Annotated in this window: 13 protein-coding genes; 7 read left to right on the plus strand and 6 right to left on the minus strand. The window is 74.1% G+C overall.

Annotation, left to right across the window (positions count from 1 at the left end):
• Window positions 1-149 precede the first annotated feature (149 nt).
• The gene (locus AB0P35_RS32565) at window positions 150-2210 is read right to left on the minus strand and encodes a discoidin domain-containing protein (RefSeq protein ID WP_363518106.1); all 2061 of its coding nucleotides are present in this window, start codon (window positions 2208-2210) and stop codon (window positions 150-152) included.
• Between the two features lie 293 nt (window positions 2211-2503).
• On the opposite strand from AB0P35_RS32565, the gene AB0P35_RS32570 reads away from it, so the two are divergent.
• Entirely contained in the window at window positions 2504-2893 is a 390-nt protein-coding gene (locus AB0P35_RS32570) for a nuclear transport factor 2 family protein (RefSeq protein WP_363518108.1), read from the plus strand.
• Here the strand turns inward: AB0P35_RS32570 and AB0P35_RS32575 are convergent.
• A complete protein-coding gene (locus AB0P35_RS32575; protein WP_363518110.1) occupies window positions 2851-3027 on the minus strand; it encodes a hypothetical protein in 177 nt (58 codons plus the stop codon). The genes AB0P35_RS32570 and AB0P35_RS32575 overlap by 43 nt on opposite strands.
• 199 nt (window positions 3028-3226) lie before the next feature.
• Between AB0P35_RS32575 and AB0P35_RS32580 the strand changes: the two genes are divergently transcribed.
• On the plus strand, window positions 3227-4054 hold the full coding sequence (locus AB0P35_RS32580) for a helix-turn-helix transcriptional regulator (protein ID WP_363518112.1): 828 nt from the start codon (window positions 3227-3229) through the stop codon (window positions 4052-4054).
• 22 nt (window positions 4055-4076) lie between these two features.
• Here the strand turns inward: AB0P35_RS32580 and AB0P35_RS32585 are convergent, their stop codons facing one another.
• Window positions 4077-4706 carry a class I SAM-dependent methyltransferase gene (locus AB0P35_RS32585; protein WP_363518114.1) on the minus strand — a complete coding sequence of 210 codons (630 nt, stop codon included), beginning with the start codon at window positions 4704-4706 and terminating at the stop codon, window positions 4077-4079.
• A gap of 217 nt (window positions 4707-4923) precedes the next feature.
• Entirely contained in the window at window positions 4924-5265 is a 342-nt protein-coding gene (locus tag AB0P35_RS32590) for a hypothetical protein (protein ID WP_363518116.1), read from the minus strand.
• A 569-nt stretch (window positions 5266-5834) separates the two neighbouring features.
• On the opposite strand from AB0P35_RS32590, the gene AB0P35_RS32595 reads away from it, so the two are divergent.
• Both AB0P35_RS32595 and AB0P35_RS32600 read left to right on the plus strand, forming a co-directional pair.
• Window positions 5835-6200, plus strand: coding sequence for a hypothetical protein (locus tag AB0P35_RS32595; RefSeq protein WP_363518118.1), 366 nt, complete (start codon window positions 5835-5837; stop codon window positions 6198-6200).
• Window positions 6201-6376: 176 nt separating this feature from the next.
• On the plus strand, window positions 6377-7597 hold the full coding sequence (locus AB0P35_RS32600) for an MFS transporter (protein ID WP_363518120.1): 1221 nt from the start codon (window positions 6377-6379) through the stop codon (window positions 7595-7597).
• Between the two features lie 79 nt (window positions 7598-7676).
• Here the strand turns inward: AB0P35_RS32600 and AB0P35_RS32605 are convergent, their stop codons facing one another.
• Window positions 7677-8447: an alpha/beta fold hydrolase gene (locus AB0P35_RS32605; protein WP_363518122.1), complete on the minus strand. Its 771-nt coding sequence runs from the start codon at window positions 8445-8447 to the stop codon at window positions 7677-7679.
• Window positions 8448-8508: 61 nt separating this feature from the next.
• Between AB0P35_RS32605 and AB0P35_RS32610 the strand changes: the two genes are divergently transcribed.
• Entirely contained in the window at window positions 8509-8928 is a 420-nt protein-coding gene (locus tag AB0P35_RS32610; RefSeq protein WP_363518124.1) for a MarR family winged helix-turn-helix transcriptional regulator, read from the plus strand.
• A gap of 75 nt (window positions 8929-9003) precedes the next feature.
• Here AB0P35_RS32610 and paaK read toward each other — a convergent pair whose 3' ends face one another.
• Entirely contained in the window at window positions 9004-10353 is a 1350-nt protein-coding gene (gene paaK, locus AB0P35_RS32615) for a phenylacetate--CoA ligase PaaK (RefSeq protein ID WP_363518126.1), read from the minus strand.
• 225 nt (window positions 10354-10578) lie between these two features.
• Between paaK and AB0P35_RS32620 the strand changes: the two genes are divergently transcribed.
• Both AB0P35_RS32620 and AB0P35_RS32625 read left to right on the plus strand, forming a co-directional pair.
• The gene (locus AB0P35_RS32620; protein WP_363518128.1) at window positions 10579-11790 is read left to right on the plus strand and encodes an FHA domain-containing protein; all 1212 of its coding nucleotides are present in this window, start codon (window positions 10579-10581) and stop codon (window positions 11788-11790) included.
• Between the two features lie 24 nt (window positions 11791-11814).
• On the plus strand, window positions 11815-14688 hold the full coding sequence (locus tag AB0P35_RS32625) for a protein kinase (RefSeq protein WP_363518130.1): 2874 nt from the start codon (window positions 11815-11817) through the stop codon (window positions 14686-14688).
• Window positions 14689-15045 lie beyond the last annotated feature (357 nt).

Genomic DNA, 15045 nt, shown 5'->3' on the forward strand with positions numbered 1-15045 from the left:
TGGCCGAACAGAGCCGGACCGCGCCGGGGCCGGCGCCGCACCGGCGCCGGCCCCGTCGCGGTCCGGCTCTGTTCGGCCAGGGCCGGGTCCGGCCGGGTCCCGGCCAGGTCAGGGCCAGGGCAGACCAGGTCAGGCCACGGCAGACCAGGTCAGGGGCCGAACACGCCGACCTCGTAGAGCGAGTAGCCCCAGCCGGTGCCGCGCCTGACCCCGTGCACCCGCACGTAGCGGGCCCGGGCGGGGTCGAAGACGGCCGTGTCCAGTCCGCCGTTGCCCGCGGTGGTGGACCAGGCGGTGCGCCAGGTGGTGCCGTCCGCCGACAGCTCGATCCGGTACTCCTTGCCGTAGGCGCGCTCCCAGTCGAGGGTGACCCGGTCGACCGTCCGCACCGCGCCGAGGTCCACCTGGAACCACTGGTCGTCGCTCCAGTCGCTCGCCCAGCGGGTCCCCCGGTCGCCGTCGACCGCCCGGTCCGGCCGGTAGCTGGTGAACAGGGACCACTCCGAGGAACTGGCGGTCGCCGACCGGCCCGCCGCCAGATCGGTGCCGGTGTGGTGGAGCTCGGTGGCCCTCCAGGTGTCCAGGTAGGACTGGGCGCCGTGCATCAGGTCGTCCACCACGTCCTGGCCGCCGCTGAGCCGGATCTGCTCGATCCAGTCAGGTACCAGGCCGTCGTGCGCCATGCCGTCCTTGTTGAGGTCCCAGGTGCGGTCGCCGGTGACCTGGCGGTCGATGACCGAGCCGCCGTCGGCACTACGGAACGGGTACTTCACCGCATTGGGCGCGTTCTCGCCGACCGGCCCCGGCCAGCCGCCGACACCGTTCAGGTCCGTGCCGTAGCCGTACCCGACGTGGTACGCGTCCCGCAGTGCCTCGGTGCGCCGCGCCTCGCCGACGAACCCCTCCGCGGAGTGCGCGTACTGGGCGGCGAACCCGCCGAGCCGGTACAGGCGTTCCGTCCACTGCAGGTCCATCCAGCTGTGGCTGGAGATCACCCCCGGGTAGGACTCGGACTCCAGGATCTCGAAGGCCCGGTCGGCGGCCTTCACGCCCATGTGGTCGACCTCCAGCATCATGTGGCGCTTCATCAGCCCGCGGACGGCGTACTCGCCGAGGCCGGTGAGCCCGCGCGTGTTGCACTGCGCGTCGCCGGCGTACGTCGGGAGGGCCACGCCCTTCGGCAGGATCGACGCCGCCTGCGCGGTGGGCAGGCCGATCGGGTTGTCGTGCTGCGGCCCGGCGCACTTCTCGGTCTTCCAGAAGGTGCCGGTGGACAGGAACTGCCCCGCGTTGACGGCCACCCCGATGGTGCCCTCGTCGAAGCGGACGCCGCACAGCGCGTTGTCGAACTTGTGGCACAGGAACATGCTGCGCACACCGATCCGGTACAACTCGTCGAGCCCGCGGTCTATGTCGGCCTGACCGCACTGCGCGATGTCGAGGATCTGCTTGCAGCCGAACGGCTCCGAGGTCTCCACTCCGAGCACGACGGCCAGCTTGCCCTGCGTGATCACCTCACGCGCCTGGCCGGCGTCGGTGACGATCCGGAACCAGCCCTTGCCGGGGCCGCCGTACATCCGGTCGATGTAGGCCTGGAGGTCGTACGTCTTCTGCGCCTCCAGCCGGATCGCCGTCATCTCGTCGCAACTGCGGTCCTTGAACGGGTAGATCGAACACAGCAGCCCGTTCGTGACGAGGTCGTTGACCAGGATCCGCTGGCCGCCGCGCCAGGCCCGCTCCACCCAGGCGTAGTAGTTCTGCTGGTGGCTGAGCGAGTCGTGGGCGGGCCAGTCGCGGAAGGTCGGCCAGCCGACCGGGTCGTGGTGCCCGTTCGCGCCTCCGGTGACGTTCTCGAACAGGGCGAGCGCGCCGTCGGGGTAGTGCTCCGGACAGTCCTTGAGCGCGTCGGCCACGCCCTTGTCGGAGAAGGTGGCGCCGCAGATGATGCGGCCGCCGAAACCCTCGTTGGACATCAGGTGGTTGTGCGCGTCGACGAATCCGCGGACCTTGCCGTCGGCATCGGTGCCGGTGAACGGCGCACCGGTGACGTCGATCCGTGAATCGGGCGCGGGACGGGCGGCCGGCTCCCACCAGCCGTTCGCGGCATGGGCCGCGGGGCCGCGAACGGCACCGAAGGCACCGGCGGTGAGGGCGAGAAGCAGCGCCACCAGGGTGGTGGTGACGCGGCTTCTGCGGTGATGTGTGGTCATGGTCATGGGCGCACCTCGCTACATCGGGAGGCGGTGGGGGAAATGTGCTGTGCATGCCGTGCGGGATCCACCCGAGAATCGCCAGCGGCAAAGGATGCGTCAAGGCTCTGGGACGAATTGGCTACTGACCGGTAAACGGACGGGTGTCCGCGAACCGTGCGACGCCCCCCGGTGATGCGGCGCAGTCCGGTGCATGCGGTACCGGTACCGCCGCCACCCTGTCGGTAGCGCTCCCGATCGGCCGGAAATCCCTTAGGGTCGAACGTGGTTGCAGGAACACGGGAGGAGCCCGAATGTCGGAGCACAACGGTCACGCCGAGGTCGCGGGGCGGTTCCTCGCCGCCTTCGGGGCGCGCGACGAGCCGGCGCTGCGCGCGCTGCTCGCCGAGGACATCGTCTGGTCGATGCCCGGCTCCGGAACGATCTCCGGCACCGTGCGCGGCCGCGACGCCGCGGTGGCGCGGGCCTGGGAGATCGCCGGGCGCGGCGTGCACACCGAGCTGCGCCACGTGCTCGTCGGACAGCACGGCGCCGCGCTCTCGCTGCACAACACTGCCCACACCCCCGACGGGCGCGTGCTGGACGAGCACCTGGCGACCGTGCTGACCATCAGCGACGGTGTGATCGCCGCGATCGACTCCTACCTGTCCGACGTCGACGGGATGAGCGCCTTCTTCGTCTGACCGGGCTCGCCGCGCTCCCCGGCGGCCGCACGGAGGATGCGGTCCCGGGAGGCGGCGGCCTCGGCGCGCAGCGCGGGCAGGTCCACGTCCAGCGGGCGGCCGGCCCACTTGCGCACCTGCCCGGCCACCAGCACCGTGTCGATGTTGCGGGTGGCCGGCAGTGGAACGCCCGGACCTCCACGCCGGCAGGGCTCCGGACGGGCCTCCAGGCCGCGGCTCTCCCAGGGTGCGGCTCTGCCGGGGTGCAGGGCTGCCCGGGTTCGGCTATGCCTGGGTGCGGTGCACCCCCTCACCCGGCTTCTGTCGGCCCGCGCGTCCCCGTAGCCTCGAGGCATGCCCATCGAACGACCCCCGCGGCGCGACAGTCCGCTCGGGGACTACCTGCGTGCCCGCCGTGCCCAACTGCCCCCGGACGAGGCCGGTGTGAGCGTCATCGGCCACCGACGGGTGCCCGGGCTGCGCCGCGAGGAGGTCGCCCTGCTCGCCGGGGTCAGCACCGACTACTACACCCGGCTGGAACAGGGCCGCGAGCGCAACCCCTCCCGGCAGTTGCTGGACGCCGTCGCCCGGGCCCTGCGACTGGACGAGGACGCCGCCGCCCACCTGGCCAACCTCGCCGCCCCTCCCGCACCCCGCCGCCGGCGCGGACCCGAGCGCGTCGCACCCGCACTGCGGCTGCTGCTGGACGGCCTGCCCGCCCCGGCCGTGGTGACCGGCCGGGCGCTGGACGTCCTTGCGCTCAACCCGCTCGCCGCGGCCCTCTACACGGAGTTCGCCCGGGTGGACAACCTGGTGCGGATGACCTTCCTCGACCCGGCCGCCGGCTCCTTCCACCGGGACTGGGACGCCGCGGCCCGCGCGGCGGTCGCCGCCCTGCGCAGCGCCGCCGGCCGCGACCGCGACGACCCGCGACTTGTCGCCCTGGTCGGCGAACTCTCGCTGCAGAGGCACGACTTCCGGGTGCTGTGGGCGCGGCACGACGTGCAGGGCAAGGCGGCCGGCGCGAAACAGCTGCACCACCCGCAGGTCGGTGACCTGGAACTGCACTACGAGACGCTGACCGTCAACAGCGCCCCCGAGCAGCAGCTGGTCGTCTACCAGGCCGCCCCGGGCACGCCGTCCGCCGAACGCCTGGTCCTGCTCGGCGCCCTGGCACCCTGAGACCGGACCGGGGAAGAGATCGTCACAGTCGGCGGGCCAGGAGATACGCGCGCTCGGTGTCCGCCTCGTCCGAATAAGGTCCTCGCATCAGGGTTGCTTCCACCTTGAACCCGGCAGCGCTCAGCCCGGCAGCGACTTCGTCAGGGCGCAGGGCGAAGAAGTCGAGCGAGACCGGCCGGTCGAACCAGGAGTCCCGGTGACGAATCTCCTCGCCCGCGTGAAACGCCGCGAGGACGAGACCCCCGGGCCGCACCACCCTGGCGAATTCCGCGTAGGCCAGCGGCCGCTCCTCGGCCTGCAGGTGGATCAGCGAATAGAACGCCACCCCACCGGCGAGTTCTCCGTCGCGCAGGGGCAGGTCGAGCATCGACCCGACTCGTACGTCAAGCCCCGGCCGGCGTGCCCGGGCCACCTCGGCCATACCGGGAGACACGTCCACACCCAGCACCGGAATCCCGAGATCGGCCAAGAAGCACGCGACCTGAGCGGGCCCGCACCCCAGGTCTGCAACGGAGCCTCCACTCGGGACCTGCTCGGCAAAGGCCGTCAGCATGGCGCGGTCCAACGGCTTGGCGCTCAGGTCCGACGTGAAGCCCTGCGCGTACGCGTCCGCAACCGCGTCATAGGAATCTCGGATTGAGGTGCTGTCCATCCGATCAGTATGCGCGGCTTCAGGGACAGCCGACCGAGCGGGGATCAGAGACAGGTACTGAACTCCTCGTTCCTCGTCCGGCCTCGAACAGGCGGGCCTGGTGATCACTCGTCCGGGCGTTTCCCGGGACGGCGGTACGGCCCGGTTGCGGATCGGTCCAGAGCCCTCGCGCTCGGGCCGAGGCGATCGGGGAGCGTCACGACGTCCCCGGCCCGGGTCAGCTCAGCCAGAAGCCGAGCACCACGGCGCCCATCACCAGCGCGGTCAGCACCGGCGCCCCCATCCGGCCCGTCGGCCCGGACGTAACGGCGACCATCGACACGACCGGCACTGCGAAGGCCAGGCCCATCATCAGCACGGCCACCGTGCCGGACGGCGCCCCGGCAACCATCGCCCCCCACACCACCGTGAACATCAGCACCAGCCACACCGACGCGGTCACCAGCAGCCAGGCCGCCCGCGCGGTCCACCGGGCCACCTGGTCATCGGCGTAGAAGTTGGCGCGGGTCGTCGTCCAGAACCGCAGCAGAGGCCGGCCAAGCCGGGCAGAGATCAGCATGGCGTCAGTCTGGCGTGCCCCGAGCCGTCGCGGCACCCCCGACCACGATCGGCGTCCGGCCGCCCGGACCCTCGGCGGGACCAGGCCCCGCCTGCGCGACTCCGAGACGGCCGACCGACCTGGCTGGTGATCGCCGCCCACACCCGGCTCCGCCTCGCCCGCCCGCCCGTCGCCGACCTCCGCCGGCCTGGGAGCGACCGGCGGACCCGAACAAGCTCACCCCGGCCCATGTCTGACGCTGGCTCAGGAACCCCACACGAAGGCCCCCTCCGGCGTTGCGGCGACGGTCCGACCGGCGAACGCGCTCGACGACCGGGCGACGTGCCGGGGCGACCGTCGCGCGGAGGTGGCGGCGGCGATGGTGGAGGGGGCCGCGCGTCTGCTCGCCGGGCCCTGGCCTCCCCGGTCGGTCTGAGCGTCGGGCTCGGTGTCGGTCGCGCGGCGGGGCCGGTGGCCGGTTGCGGACCGAGTTCGCACCTCGGCTCGACTGTTAGGTAAGCGTTGCCTAATACTGTGGCGGCGACCCGGAGGCCGATCCGGCTCGTGTCGACGACGCTGGATCGGACCGGATGCGCGAATCGCCGGAAGCTGCCTGGGAGTTCGAGCTGGCCGACGCCGCAGCGATCGACCGCGCCAACGGCCGTCGGCCGGAGACCGGGCTGGCCGCGCTGGTCGTCGCCGCCCGGGACGGCGCCCTGGCAGCCCACTACCCGTACGCCGGCCACAACCGACTGTGCGTCAGTCGCGGGCCGCGGTGGTGGATCGAGGCCGAACGCCCGCTGCCGGGGTTCGTGACGCTGGCGCCGGGCGAGGGGTACGTGGTGTGGCGCGGGGCGCCGCAGGCCGCGCCGGTCGAGGCGGTGCTGACCACTCGCTCGGCCGTCCTGGCGGTGGCCGGACTGGTGCGCGCCCTCGGGCTGGACGGCGCCGCCTGACCGGCCGGGCGCCGAGGCGGTGGCGAATGTTCGCGGGGTGCCCCTAGGATCCCGGCATGGACATCTCCGGGCCGCACTGACAGGTCGACTCCTGCCGCCCCTCGCGCCGCTCCGCGCGAGGCCGGGCGGCGCTCCGTCGATCCGTCAACGCCTGTTTCCCGCACCGGAGATCACCCGTGTCCCGATCCTTCCGGGGCAGCGCCGGCTACCGCGCTGTCCTCGCCCTTCCGCATGCCCGGACGCCCTTCGCCGCCGCTCTGCTCGCGCGGCTGAGCTACGGCGTCCTTCCGCTGCCGCTGCTGCTCGCCCTACGCGACGGCACCGGCTCCTTCACCGCGGCCGGCGCGGCCGTCGGCCTGTTCGGACTGCTCTCCGCCCTGCTCGGCCCTGCCCGGGCCCGACTCGTCGCCCGGCGGCCGGGCGCCTTGACGGCGTTGACGGTCTGCTACGCCCTGCTGCTGACGGTGCTCGCCGCGGGTGCGGCCGTGGGACTGTCGGCCTGGGCGGCCGTGCTGCTGGCGGCGCTCGCCGGCGTCTTCCCGCCTCCCGTGGGGCCGTTGATGCGCACCCTGTGGGGCGAACTGACCACCGGTGAGGATCAGCGTCGGTGCGCGCTCAGCTTGGACACGGTCGCCGAGTCGACCGTCTTCGCCTGCGGACCGGTGCTCGGCGGGCTGCTCGCGGCCCGTACCTCGGCGGCGTGGGCGCTCGCGGCCTGCGCGCTGCTGGCCGCAGCCGGTTTCACGGCGTTCGCGCGGGCGCTGCGGGGCCGACCGGCGGCCGGGCGGCCGACGGAGAACGGTGGCCGCGCCGTCCTGGGACCGCTGCGTGCTCCGGGCTTCATGCCGCTGCTGGCCGTCGTCCTCGCCGTCGCGGGCGTGCTCTCCGCCGACGAACTCGCGGTGGTCGCCGCGTGGGGCGCCGGGGCGGCCGGGCCGCTGTTGGCACTGTTCTCGGTCGGTGGCGCCGCCGGTGCGCTGGTGTACGGCCGCCTGGCCTGGCGGGCGTCCGCCGGACGGCGGCTGCTCGTCCTGTCCGCCGTGGCCAGTGCCTGCTACGGGCTGCCGGCGGTGCTGTTCGCCCCGCCCGGCGCCGCGTTCGGCCTGTTCTGCGCGGGGGCCTGCACCGACGCCCTGCTGGTCACCGCCTACCTGCTGGTCGAGGACCTGGTGCCGGCCGGCTCCCGGACGGAGGCCGGGGCGTGGGTGAACACCGCCTACAACCTGGGCGGCGCACTCGGCTCGGCCGCCGGCGGCGTCCTCGCGGAGCGGGTCGCACCGGCTGCGGTGTTCACCGCCGCGGCGCTCGCGCTCGCCGCGGTGACGGCCGTGGTTGCGCTCCGGCGCTGTTCCCTGCGGCGGCCTGCCGCCGTGCCGGCCGTCCGAACCGCCTCATAGGCCCCGGTGAGCCTCGGGAGCCCGACGGGGTCCCGAGGCCGAACCGGCCGGTCCGCGCGGCGGGTCGGCCGGGTGGCGGTCAGGCGAGGTGGGCGTCGAGGGCGGCGTAGGTGGCGGCGGGCTGTTCGAGGTGGGGGAGATGGCCGGCGGCGGGGACGACGGTGAGGCGGCCGTTCGCGAAGGCGCGGGCGTAGGCGGCGCCGTAGGCCAGGGTGACGATGCGGTCGCTCTCGCCCCAGAGCAGCAGGGCGGGCACCCGGACGCGGCCGAGGCGGCGGAGCAGCTTGGGGTCGTGCATGGCGGGGTTGCCGGCGAGGATCCGCATGGTGGCCGTGTTGCCCTGGCGGCGGGCGAGTTCGGCGGCGGGAAGGGTGGCCGGGTCGACGAAGGCCCGCTCCGGGTCGTGCCAGGCGTACTCGGCGAGGCCGCGGGCGTCCAGGGCGAAGAAGTCCCGGATCGGCTCGCCCTCGACGTCGACGCCGACGGCGTCGATCAGGACGAGGCCGCTGATGATTCCCGCGGTGTCCCGGACGGCCATCTCGGCGGCGATCCAGCCGCCGAGTGAGGAGCCGACCAGCAGGACGTCCTTCAGGCCGCGCTCCTGCAGGTGGTGCAGGTAGGCGAGGGCGAGGTCGTCGATGCCGGTGAGCCAGTGCGGGCGGTGGGCGCCGTCCCAGCCGGGGTGGACGGGGGCGATGGTGTGCATGGTGCGGGCGAGGTGTGCGGCGAGGCCGGCGACGGTGGCGGGTCCGCCGCCGCCGTGGAGCACCAGGGCGGGGCGGCCCGTGCCGCTCTCGGAGATGGTCACGGTCAGGTCGTCGTAGAGCGCGACTGCGCGGTCGGTGGTCATGGGCCGAGCATAACTAAGGATGCTTATATAAGCTAGCTTGGTCATGCTCTAGAATCGGGCCATGCACAGTGAGCTGCAGGTTCTCGGCAGGGCGGTCAAGCAGGTCCAGTACCGGCAGCACCGGGCACTGGAGACGGGACTCGCCGCCGTCGGCACCACGCTGGCCCAGTGGGACGCGCTGCGCGCCGTCGGCCGTCTGCCCGGCGCCTCCGCCCGCACCCTCGCCGCCGAGACCTTCCAGACCGAACAAGCCTTCGGCACCCTCGCCGGACGGCTCGTCGCGCAGCGCCTGATCGAACGCACCCCCGGCCACGGCCGCCGCATCGAACACCGGTTGACACCCGCCGGCGAGCGGATGCTCGAGGCGGGTCGCACCGTCGCGGAGCAGGTGCTCGCCGACTGCTTCGCGGCCCTCCCGGCCGAGGACCGCGCCGCCCTGCTCGGCCTGCTCCGCCGGCTGCTCGACGAGGAGCCGGCCTGACGGGTGGCCGGCCCGGTGCCAGTGATCGGGCGTCAGCGCTCGGGTCGCCGCCGGACGGCACTCGGGCCCGGGCCGTCAGTTCCCGCGGGAGTCGACCACGCGGCGGAGCTTGCCGAGGGAGCGCTCCAGGGTCTCCGGCGGCACGATCTCCACGCCGACGCTGACGCCGACGCCGTCCTTGACGCCGGCGGTGATGGCGGCGGCCGCGGCCTCGCGCTGCTCGGGGGTGGCGTCCGGGCGGCACTCGACACGGACGTTCATGTGGTCCATCCGGCCGCGCCGGGTCAGCTCCAGCTGGAAGTGCGGGGCGACCGCGGGCGTGCGCAGCACGATCTCCTCGATCTGGGTGGGGAAGACGTTCACCCCGCGAAGGATGATCATGTCGTCGCATCGGCCGGTGACCTTCTGCATGCGACGGAACGCCGGACGGGCGGTGCCGGGCAGCAGCCGCGTCAGGTCGCGGGTGCGGTAGCGGATGATCGGCAGCGCCTCCTTGGTGAGGGAGGTGAAGACCAGTTCGCCGCTCTCGCCGTCCGGCATGCTCTCGTCCGTGAACGGGTCGACCACCTCCGGGTAGAAGTGGTCCTCCCAGATGTGCAGGCCGTCCTTGGTCTCAACGCACTCGGCGGAGACGCCGGGCCCGATCACCTCGGACAGGCCGTAGATGTCGACCGCGTGCAGGTCGAGGCGCTCCTCGATCTCGCGGCGCATCTCCTCCGTCCACGGCTCGGCGCCGAAGATGCCGATCCGCAGCGAGGTGCTGCGCGGGTCGACGCCCTGCCGCTCGAACTCGTCGAGCAGGGTGAGCATGTAGGACGGGGTGACCATGATGATCTCGGGCTCGAAGTCCCGGATGATCTGCACCTGACGGGCGGTCATGCCGCCGGAGGCCGGGATCACCGTGCAGCCCGCCCGCTCGGCGCCGTAGTGGGCGCCGAGACCGCCGGTGAACAGCCCGTAGCCGTAGGCGATGTGCACCTTGTGGCCGGGCCGGCCGCCGGCCGCCCGGATCGATCGGGCGACCACGTCGGCCCACATCGACAGGTCGTTCTCGGTGTAGCCGACCACGGTCGGACGGCCGGTGGTGCCGCTGGAGGCGTGCACCCGCCGGACGTCCGCCATCGGCACGGCGAACATCCCGAACGGGTAGTTGTCGCGCAGATCGGCCTTGGTGGTGAACGGGAAGCGCGCGAGGTCGGCGAGGGTGCGGCAGTCCTCGGGGCGGACGCCGGCGGCGTCGAAGGAGCGGCGGTAGAACCCGACGTTCGCGTAGGCGTGCCGCAGCGTCTCGCGGAGCCGGCGCAGCTGGAGGTCGGCCAGTTCCCCGCGGTCGAGGCGCTCGCCGGCGTCGAGCAGATCGGCCGGCAGCGGATCGCCGAGGCGGTGGGCCCCGCGCCGGTGCTCTTCCGTGCCGCTGCCGCTCATCACGCCTCCCGCCGGACGCCAACCGACCGTTCGGTCGGCCCTGGAGATCCAGTAATCCAGCCGCGGACCGGACTGTCAAGGCTTGTCCGCACGCCGGACCTGGGGCGCCGCGCTACCACCCCGGCGGATCCGCCGCCCGAAATACCCGACAAGGGCGTGCGGAGCGCCGCGGAACGCTAGCCTCTACTGCTGTACGGGGCGGGCCGGTTGCATGGGGTGACGGACGTGGCGAGTGACCTGGCGGCTTTCCGCGGCATGGAGCGCCACCTACGAAGCCTCCCGGAGGAGGCCGACTACCTGGTCGACCTCTCCAACATCGTCCGCGAGACCCGGCTCGGCGGCGGCACCCGCCGCTCCCTCGAACGGCTGCGGCTCGTCCTCGGCGCGCTCCGCCGCACCACCGGCGACCCCGACGTCACCGTCCACGCGATCGCCGACAACAGCCTGCTCGACCAGCGGCACGACGGCGAATTCCCCGACCCCGCAGAGGCCGCCCTGCTGCGCGGCTGGCGGGACCGCGGTCTGATCGCCGCGATCGGCAAGGCCGACCCCGACCTCCTCGACCACGCCAAGGTCTTCGGCACACCCGTCATCAGCAGCGACAACTTCACCGGCCACCGCGGCGAGCACCCCTGGATCCAGGGCGACCGCGAGCACTTCCTCCGGCCGGAGCGCCCCGCCGACGGCGGACCCGTCCGGCTGGTCCGGCGGGAGATGCGCATCGTCGTCGACCGGGAGATCTCCCGCGAGGGCGAGCGGGACGACCTCAAGGCCCGCAACCTGCTCGACTTCCGCGGCCGGCCCCGCGCGGACATCCTCGAACGCGCCTGGCGCTGCCCCCGACCGGGCTGCAACCCGGGCCCGGCGATCCGCGGCCACAAGGTCGTCTGCCGGGTCCACGGCACCCTGCTCGCCGACGCCGGCCCCCGCCGCCCCCGTGTCCAGCTCAAGATCCTCGTCGACGGCCGGTGCCAGGCCTGGGAGAACCTCGCCGAGCAGGAGGGCCGCGCGTTCGTCCTCGGCCGCGGCCACCTCGCCCGGCTCGGCGAGGACATCCTCGCCGAGCAGCGCAGACTGGCCGTCAGCCGGCACCACCTGCTGATCGTCGCCCACCGCGGCACCCTCCGCGTCCTGGACACCAGCAAGGTCCGCAGCCGGATCCGCACCCTGCGGCCCGGCGGCGTCGCCACGGCCTGGCGGCCCCTGCCGCACCGCGACGCCTTGCCGGCGCAGGCCGTCGGCAGGAGCGCGGCGGGGGCGAACGGGGCTGACGCGGGCCGGTACGGCGCGTTCGGCCCCGACGACGAGATCGAGATCGTGCCCGGCGTCCTCCTGCGGCGCAGCGGACAGCGCTGGCCGGGCGAGCGGTCCGAAGGCGTCCGCGCCAGACCACCCCGACGGCCGCCGAACGGCGACGACCTGACCAGGACGGACTGACACCGCACAGGCAGAGGGGGGCGAGTGGAGCCACTGCGTGACGACGATCCCGAACTCATCGGGCCCTACCGGCTGTTCGCGCTGCTCGGCAGCGGCGGCTGGGGCAACGTCTACTTCGCCCGCGCCGAGTACGGCCGCGCCGTCGCGCTCAAGACGATCCGCCCCGACCGGCTCGCCACCGCCCCCGAACGGTTCCGCACCCGGTTCGCCCGCGAGGTCGAGGCCGCCCGGGCGGTCGGCTCCGACCACACCGCAGAGGTCGTCGACGCCGACACGCGGGCCCACGAACCCTGGTTCGCCGCCCGCTACATCCCCGGCGTCGACCTCGCCGAGGCGCTCGAACGCTGCGGCGGCCCCCTGCCGCAGCGGACCTGGCGGACCCTCGCCGCAGGCCTGGCCGACGCCCTGCGCGGCATCCACACCGCAGGCCTGGTGCACCGCGACCTCAAACTCGCCAACGTCCTGCTCGCCACCACCGGGCCCGCCGTCATCGACTTCGGCATCGCCCGGCACCTCGAACCCGCCCACGGCGGCACCCTGACCGCCACCGGCGTCGCGCTGCGCACCACCACCTTCGCCTCGCCCGAGCAGCTCCGCGACGAGCGGGTGGGGCCGGCCAGCGACATCTTCACGCTCGGCCTCGTCCTCGCCTACGCCGCCCTCGCCCGCCACCCGTTCGGGCCGGGCTCCGCCGTGCAGATCGGCGCGAACATCCTGCAGGGCACGCCCAGGCTCGACGGGATGCCGCAGGCCCTGGAGCGGATCGTCCGGCCCTGCCTGGAACCGCGCCCGCAGGACCGTCCCGCCCCCGCGGACGTCGCCGCCCTGCTGCGCGTCGACGGGCAGCCGAACGGCAGGGAATGGCTGCCGCCCGGGCTGCGCGCGGCCGTCGACGAGCGGTCGAGGACCGCGCTCGACCTCGACGAACCGATGCGCTCGGGCACCTACCGGCCGACGGCCCCCACGCCGTTCCCCACGCCGGCCGCCGCACCGGACACCGCCGGCGGCCGTCCGGCGGCGGGCGCCCGCGCGCTCCGGGAACGCGACCTCACCTCCGCGCCGGCGGGCGGCACCGGCCAGGAGACGACCACCCTGCCCCCGCAGGCCGCCGCGCGGCAGGAACCGCCTGCGGCGAAGGCGAAGCAGGGCCCGGGGCCGAAGCAGAGCGCTGCGGCGCAGCAGGACCCGGTGGTGAAGGCGGGGGCGGGCACCCCCGGGGCGAAGTTCCTGGCCGCCGCCGAGGCCGGCGACACCGAGGCGATGCGGCGGGTGGCCGCCGCCCACAAGCAGGCCGGGGACCTGGCCGCGGCGCTGCACTGGTTCCGGCGTGCCGCCGCGGGCGGAAACCCCACCGGCGCACGCGAGGCGGCCTTCCTGATCGACAATCACTTTCCGGAGCACGTCGCGCAGATGGGGGCCCTGCTCCGCCAGGCCGGTGAGGCCGGCGACGTCCACGCGGCGATGCGGATGGGCGAACTGCTGGAACAGGAGCCCGGCGGGCTGCCCGAGGCCCTGCAGTGGTTCGAGCGGGCCGCCGAGCGCAAGCACCCGAAGGCCGCCGACGCCGTCCTGCGGGTCCGGGCCGCAGCGAGGCGGTCCGGGCTGTCGGCGGCCGAGCGGGCCGTGCTGTTCGAGCACCGCGCCGCCGCATCGGACGGCGACGTCAACTCCATGCTGGCGCTGGGCAGTTGGTACCACAAGGCGAAGCGGCTGCAGGACGCGCTGCTCTGGTACCGGCGGGCCGCGACAGTCGGCAATGCCCACGGCATGCTGCTGACCGCGCAGGTGCTCGCCAAGGACCCGAAGCGGCGGGTGGAGTCGGCGGACTGGTATCGCCGGGCGGCCGAGGCCGGCAACACGGAGGCACTGCACGTGACCGGCCGCCGCCTGCAGCAGGACGGACGCGCGGCGGAGGCACTCGACCACTTCGGCCGGGCCGCGGACAAGGACCACCTCCCCTCGATGATCGAGGCGGCGGCACTCCTGGAGAAGACCGGGCAGCAGGCCAAGGCCCTGGAGTGGTACGGGCGCGCCGCCGCGAAGGGGCACACCGGGGCGGCGCAGGAGGTCGAGCGCATCCGCGCCGCAGCCGCGGCCGCGACCGCGGCGAAGAAAGCCCCGCCACCGACCCAGCCGGCCGCGAAGGCCACCACCGTGCAGCAGAGTGCAACCCAGCGGAGTGCAACCCAGCAGGCCGCAGCCCGGAAGACCGCGGCGAAGGCCACCGCGCCGCCGGCGGCGGACGTGAAAGCGGAGACGAAGAACGGCAGTTGGTCCGCCGAAGAGACCCGGGCCGCCGCGAACGCGCAGGCCCGGGCGTACGAGCAGAGCGGCCACCTGGAGGACGCGGTGCGCTGCTACACCCAGGCCGAGGCCATCGGCGACCGGGACGCCAAGCGCGAGATCGCCCGGCTCTGCCTGCTGCTGCGGGAGCGGACCGAGGACGCCGAGCAGCGCAAGCGCCTCCGGAAGCGGGCCGCCCGGCGCTACCGGGAACTCGCCGAGGAGGGTGACCCCAGGGCCGTCCAGGCCATGATCGAGCTCGACACCACCAACGGGTACAAGTGGCAGCTCAAGGCCGCCGAGTCCGGCAGCACCAAGGCCATGCGGGAGGTGGCCCGGATGCACCTGGAGGCGAACGGCGGCGTTCGGGACACCCGGATCGCCATGTTCTGGCTCGAACGCGCCGGCCATGCCGGTAACACCGCCGCCGTCCTGGACGGAGCCCGCGCCCACGAGGCCCGCGGCGACATTCGGGAGGCCATCGACTGGTACCGCTGGGCGGCAGAGAGCGGCAACTCCCGCGGGGCCCGCGAGGCCGAACGCCTGGAGACCGCGCACCCCGGGGTCGCCCTCTGGCGCCGCCTGGCCGGCCGCCTCCGCCGCACCCTCGGCTGACCCGCGGGCGAGGAGTCGTTCCCCGGTCCGGGAGCGCGCCCCCATCAGCGCGGCGTCAAGATCGGGACGCTCGGCGCCAGGAACCCGTCAGGGCGCCCGAAGGGTCGCGGTGTCCGTCCCTAGCGTTCCTTCCGTGGGACCGGCCCGGCTCCGTGGGGGGAGTCGGTCGGAGGGGGTGCGCGGCCGGCGGGTGAGGATGCCGCCGGAATCGGTTCGACCGCCGCAGACGGCCCGCCGGGGCGGCGGGCTGCGGGACGACCGCCCGGGCGTCCGTGCCGCGCACCCCCGTGACCCGCCGGCCACCAGCGCCCATTGCCGGCCCGGGCGCGGCGGCCGTATCAGGATCCCGTCAAAGCA

Source organism: Kitasatospora sp. NPDC085879 (assembly GCF_040686255.1).
In the GTDB taxonomy this organism is placed as follows: domain Bacteria; phylum Actinomycetota; class Actinomycetes; order Streptomycetales; family Streptomycetaceae; genus Kitasatospora.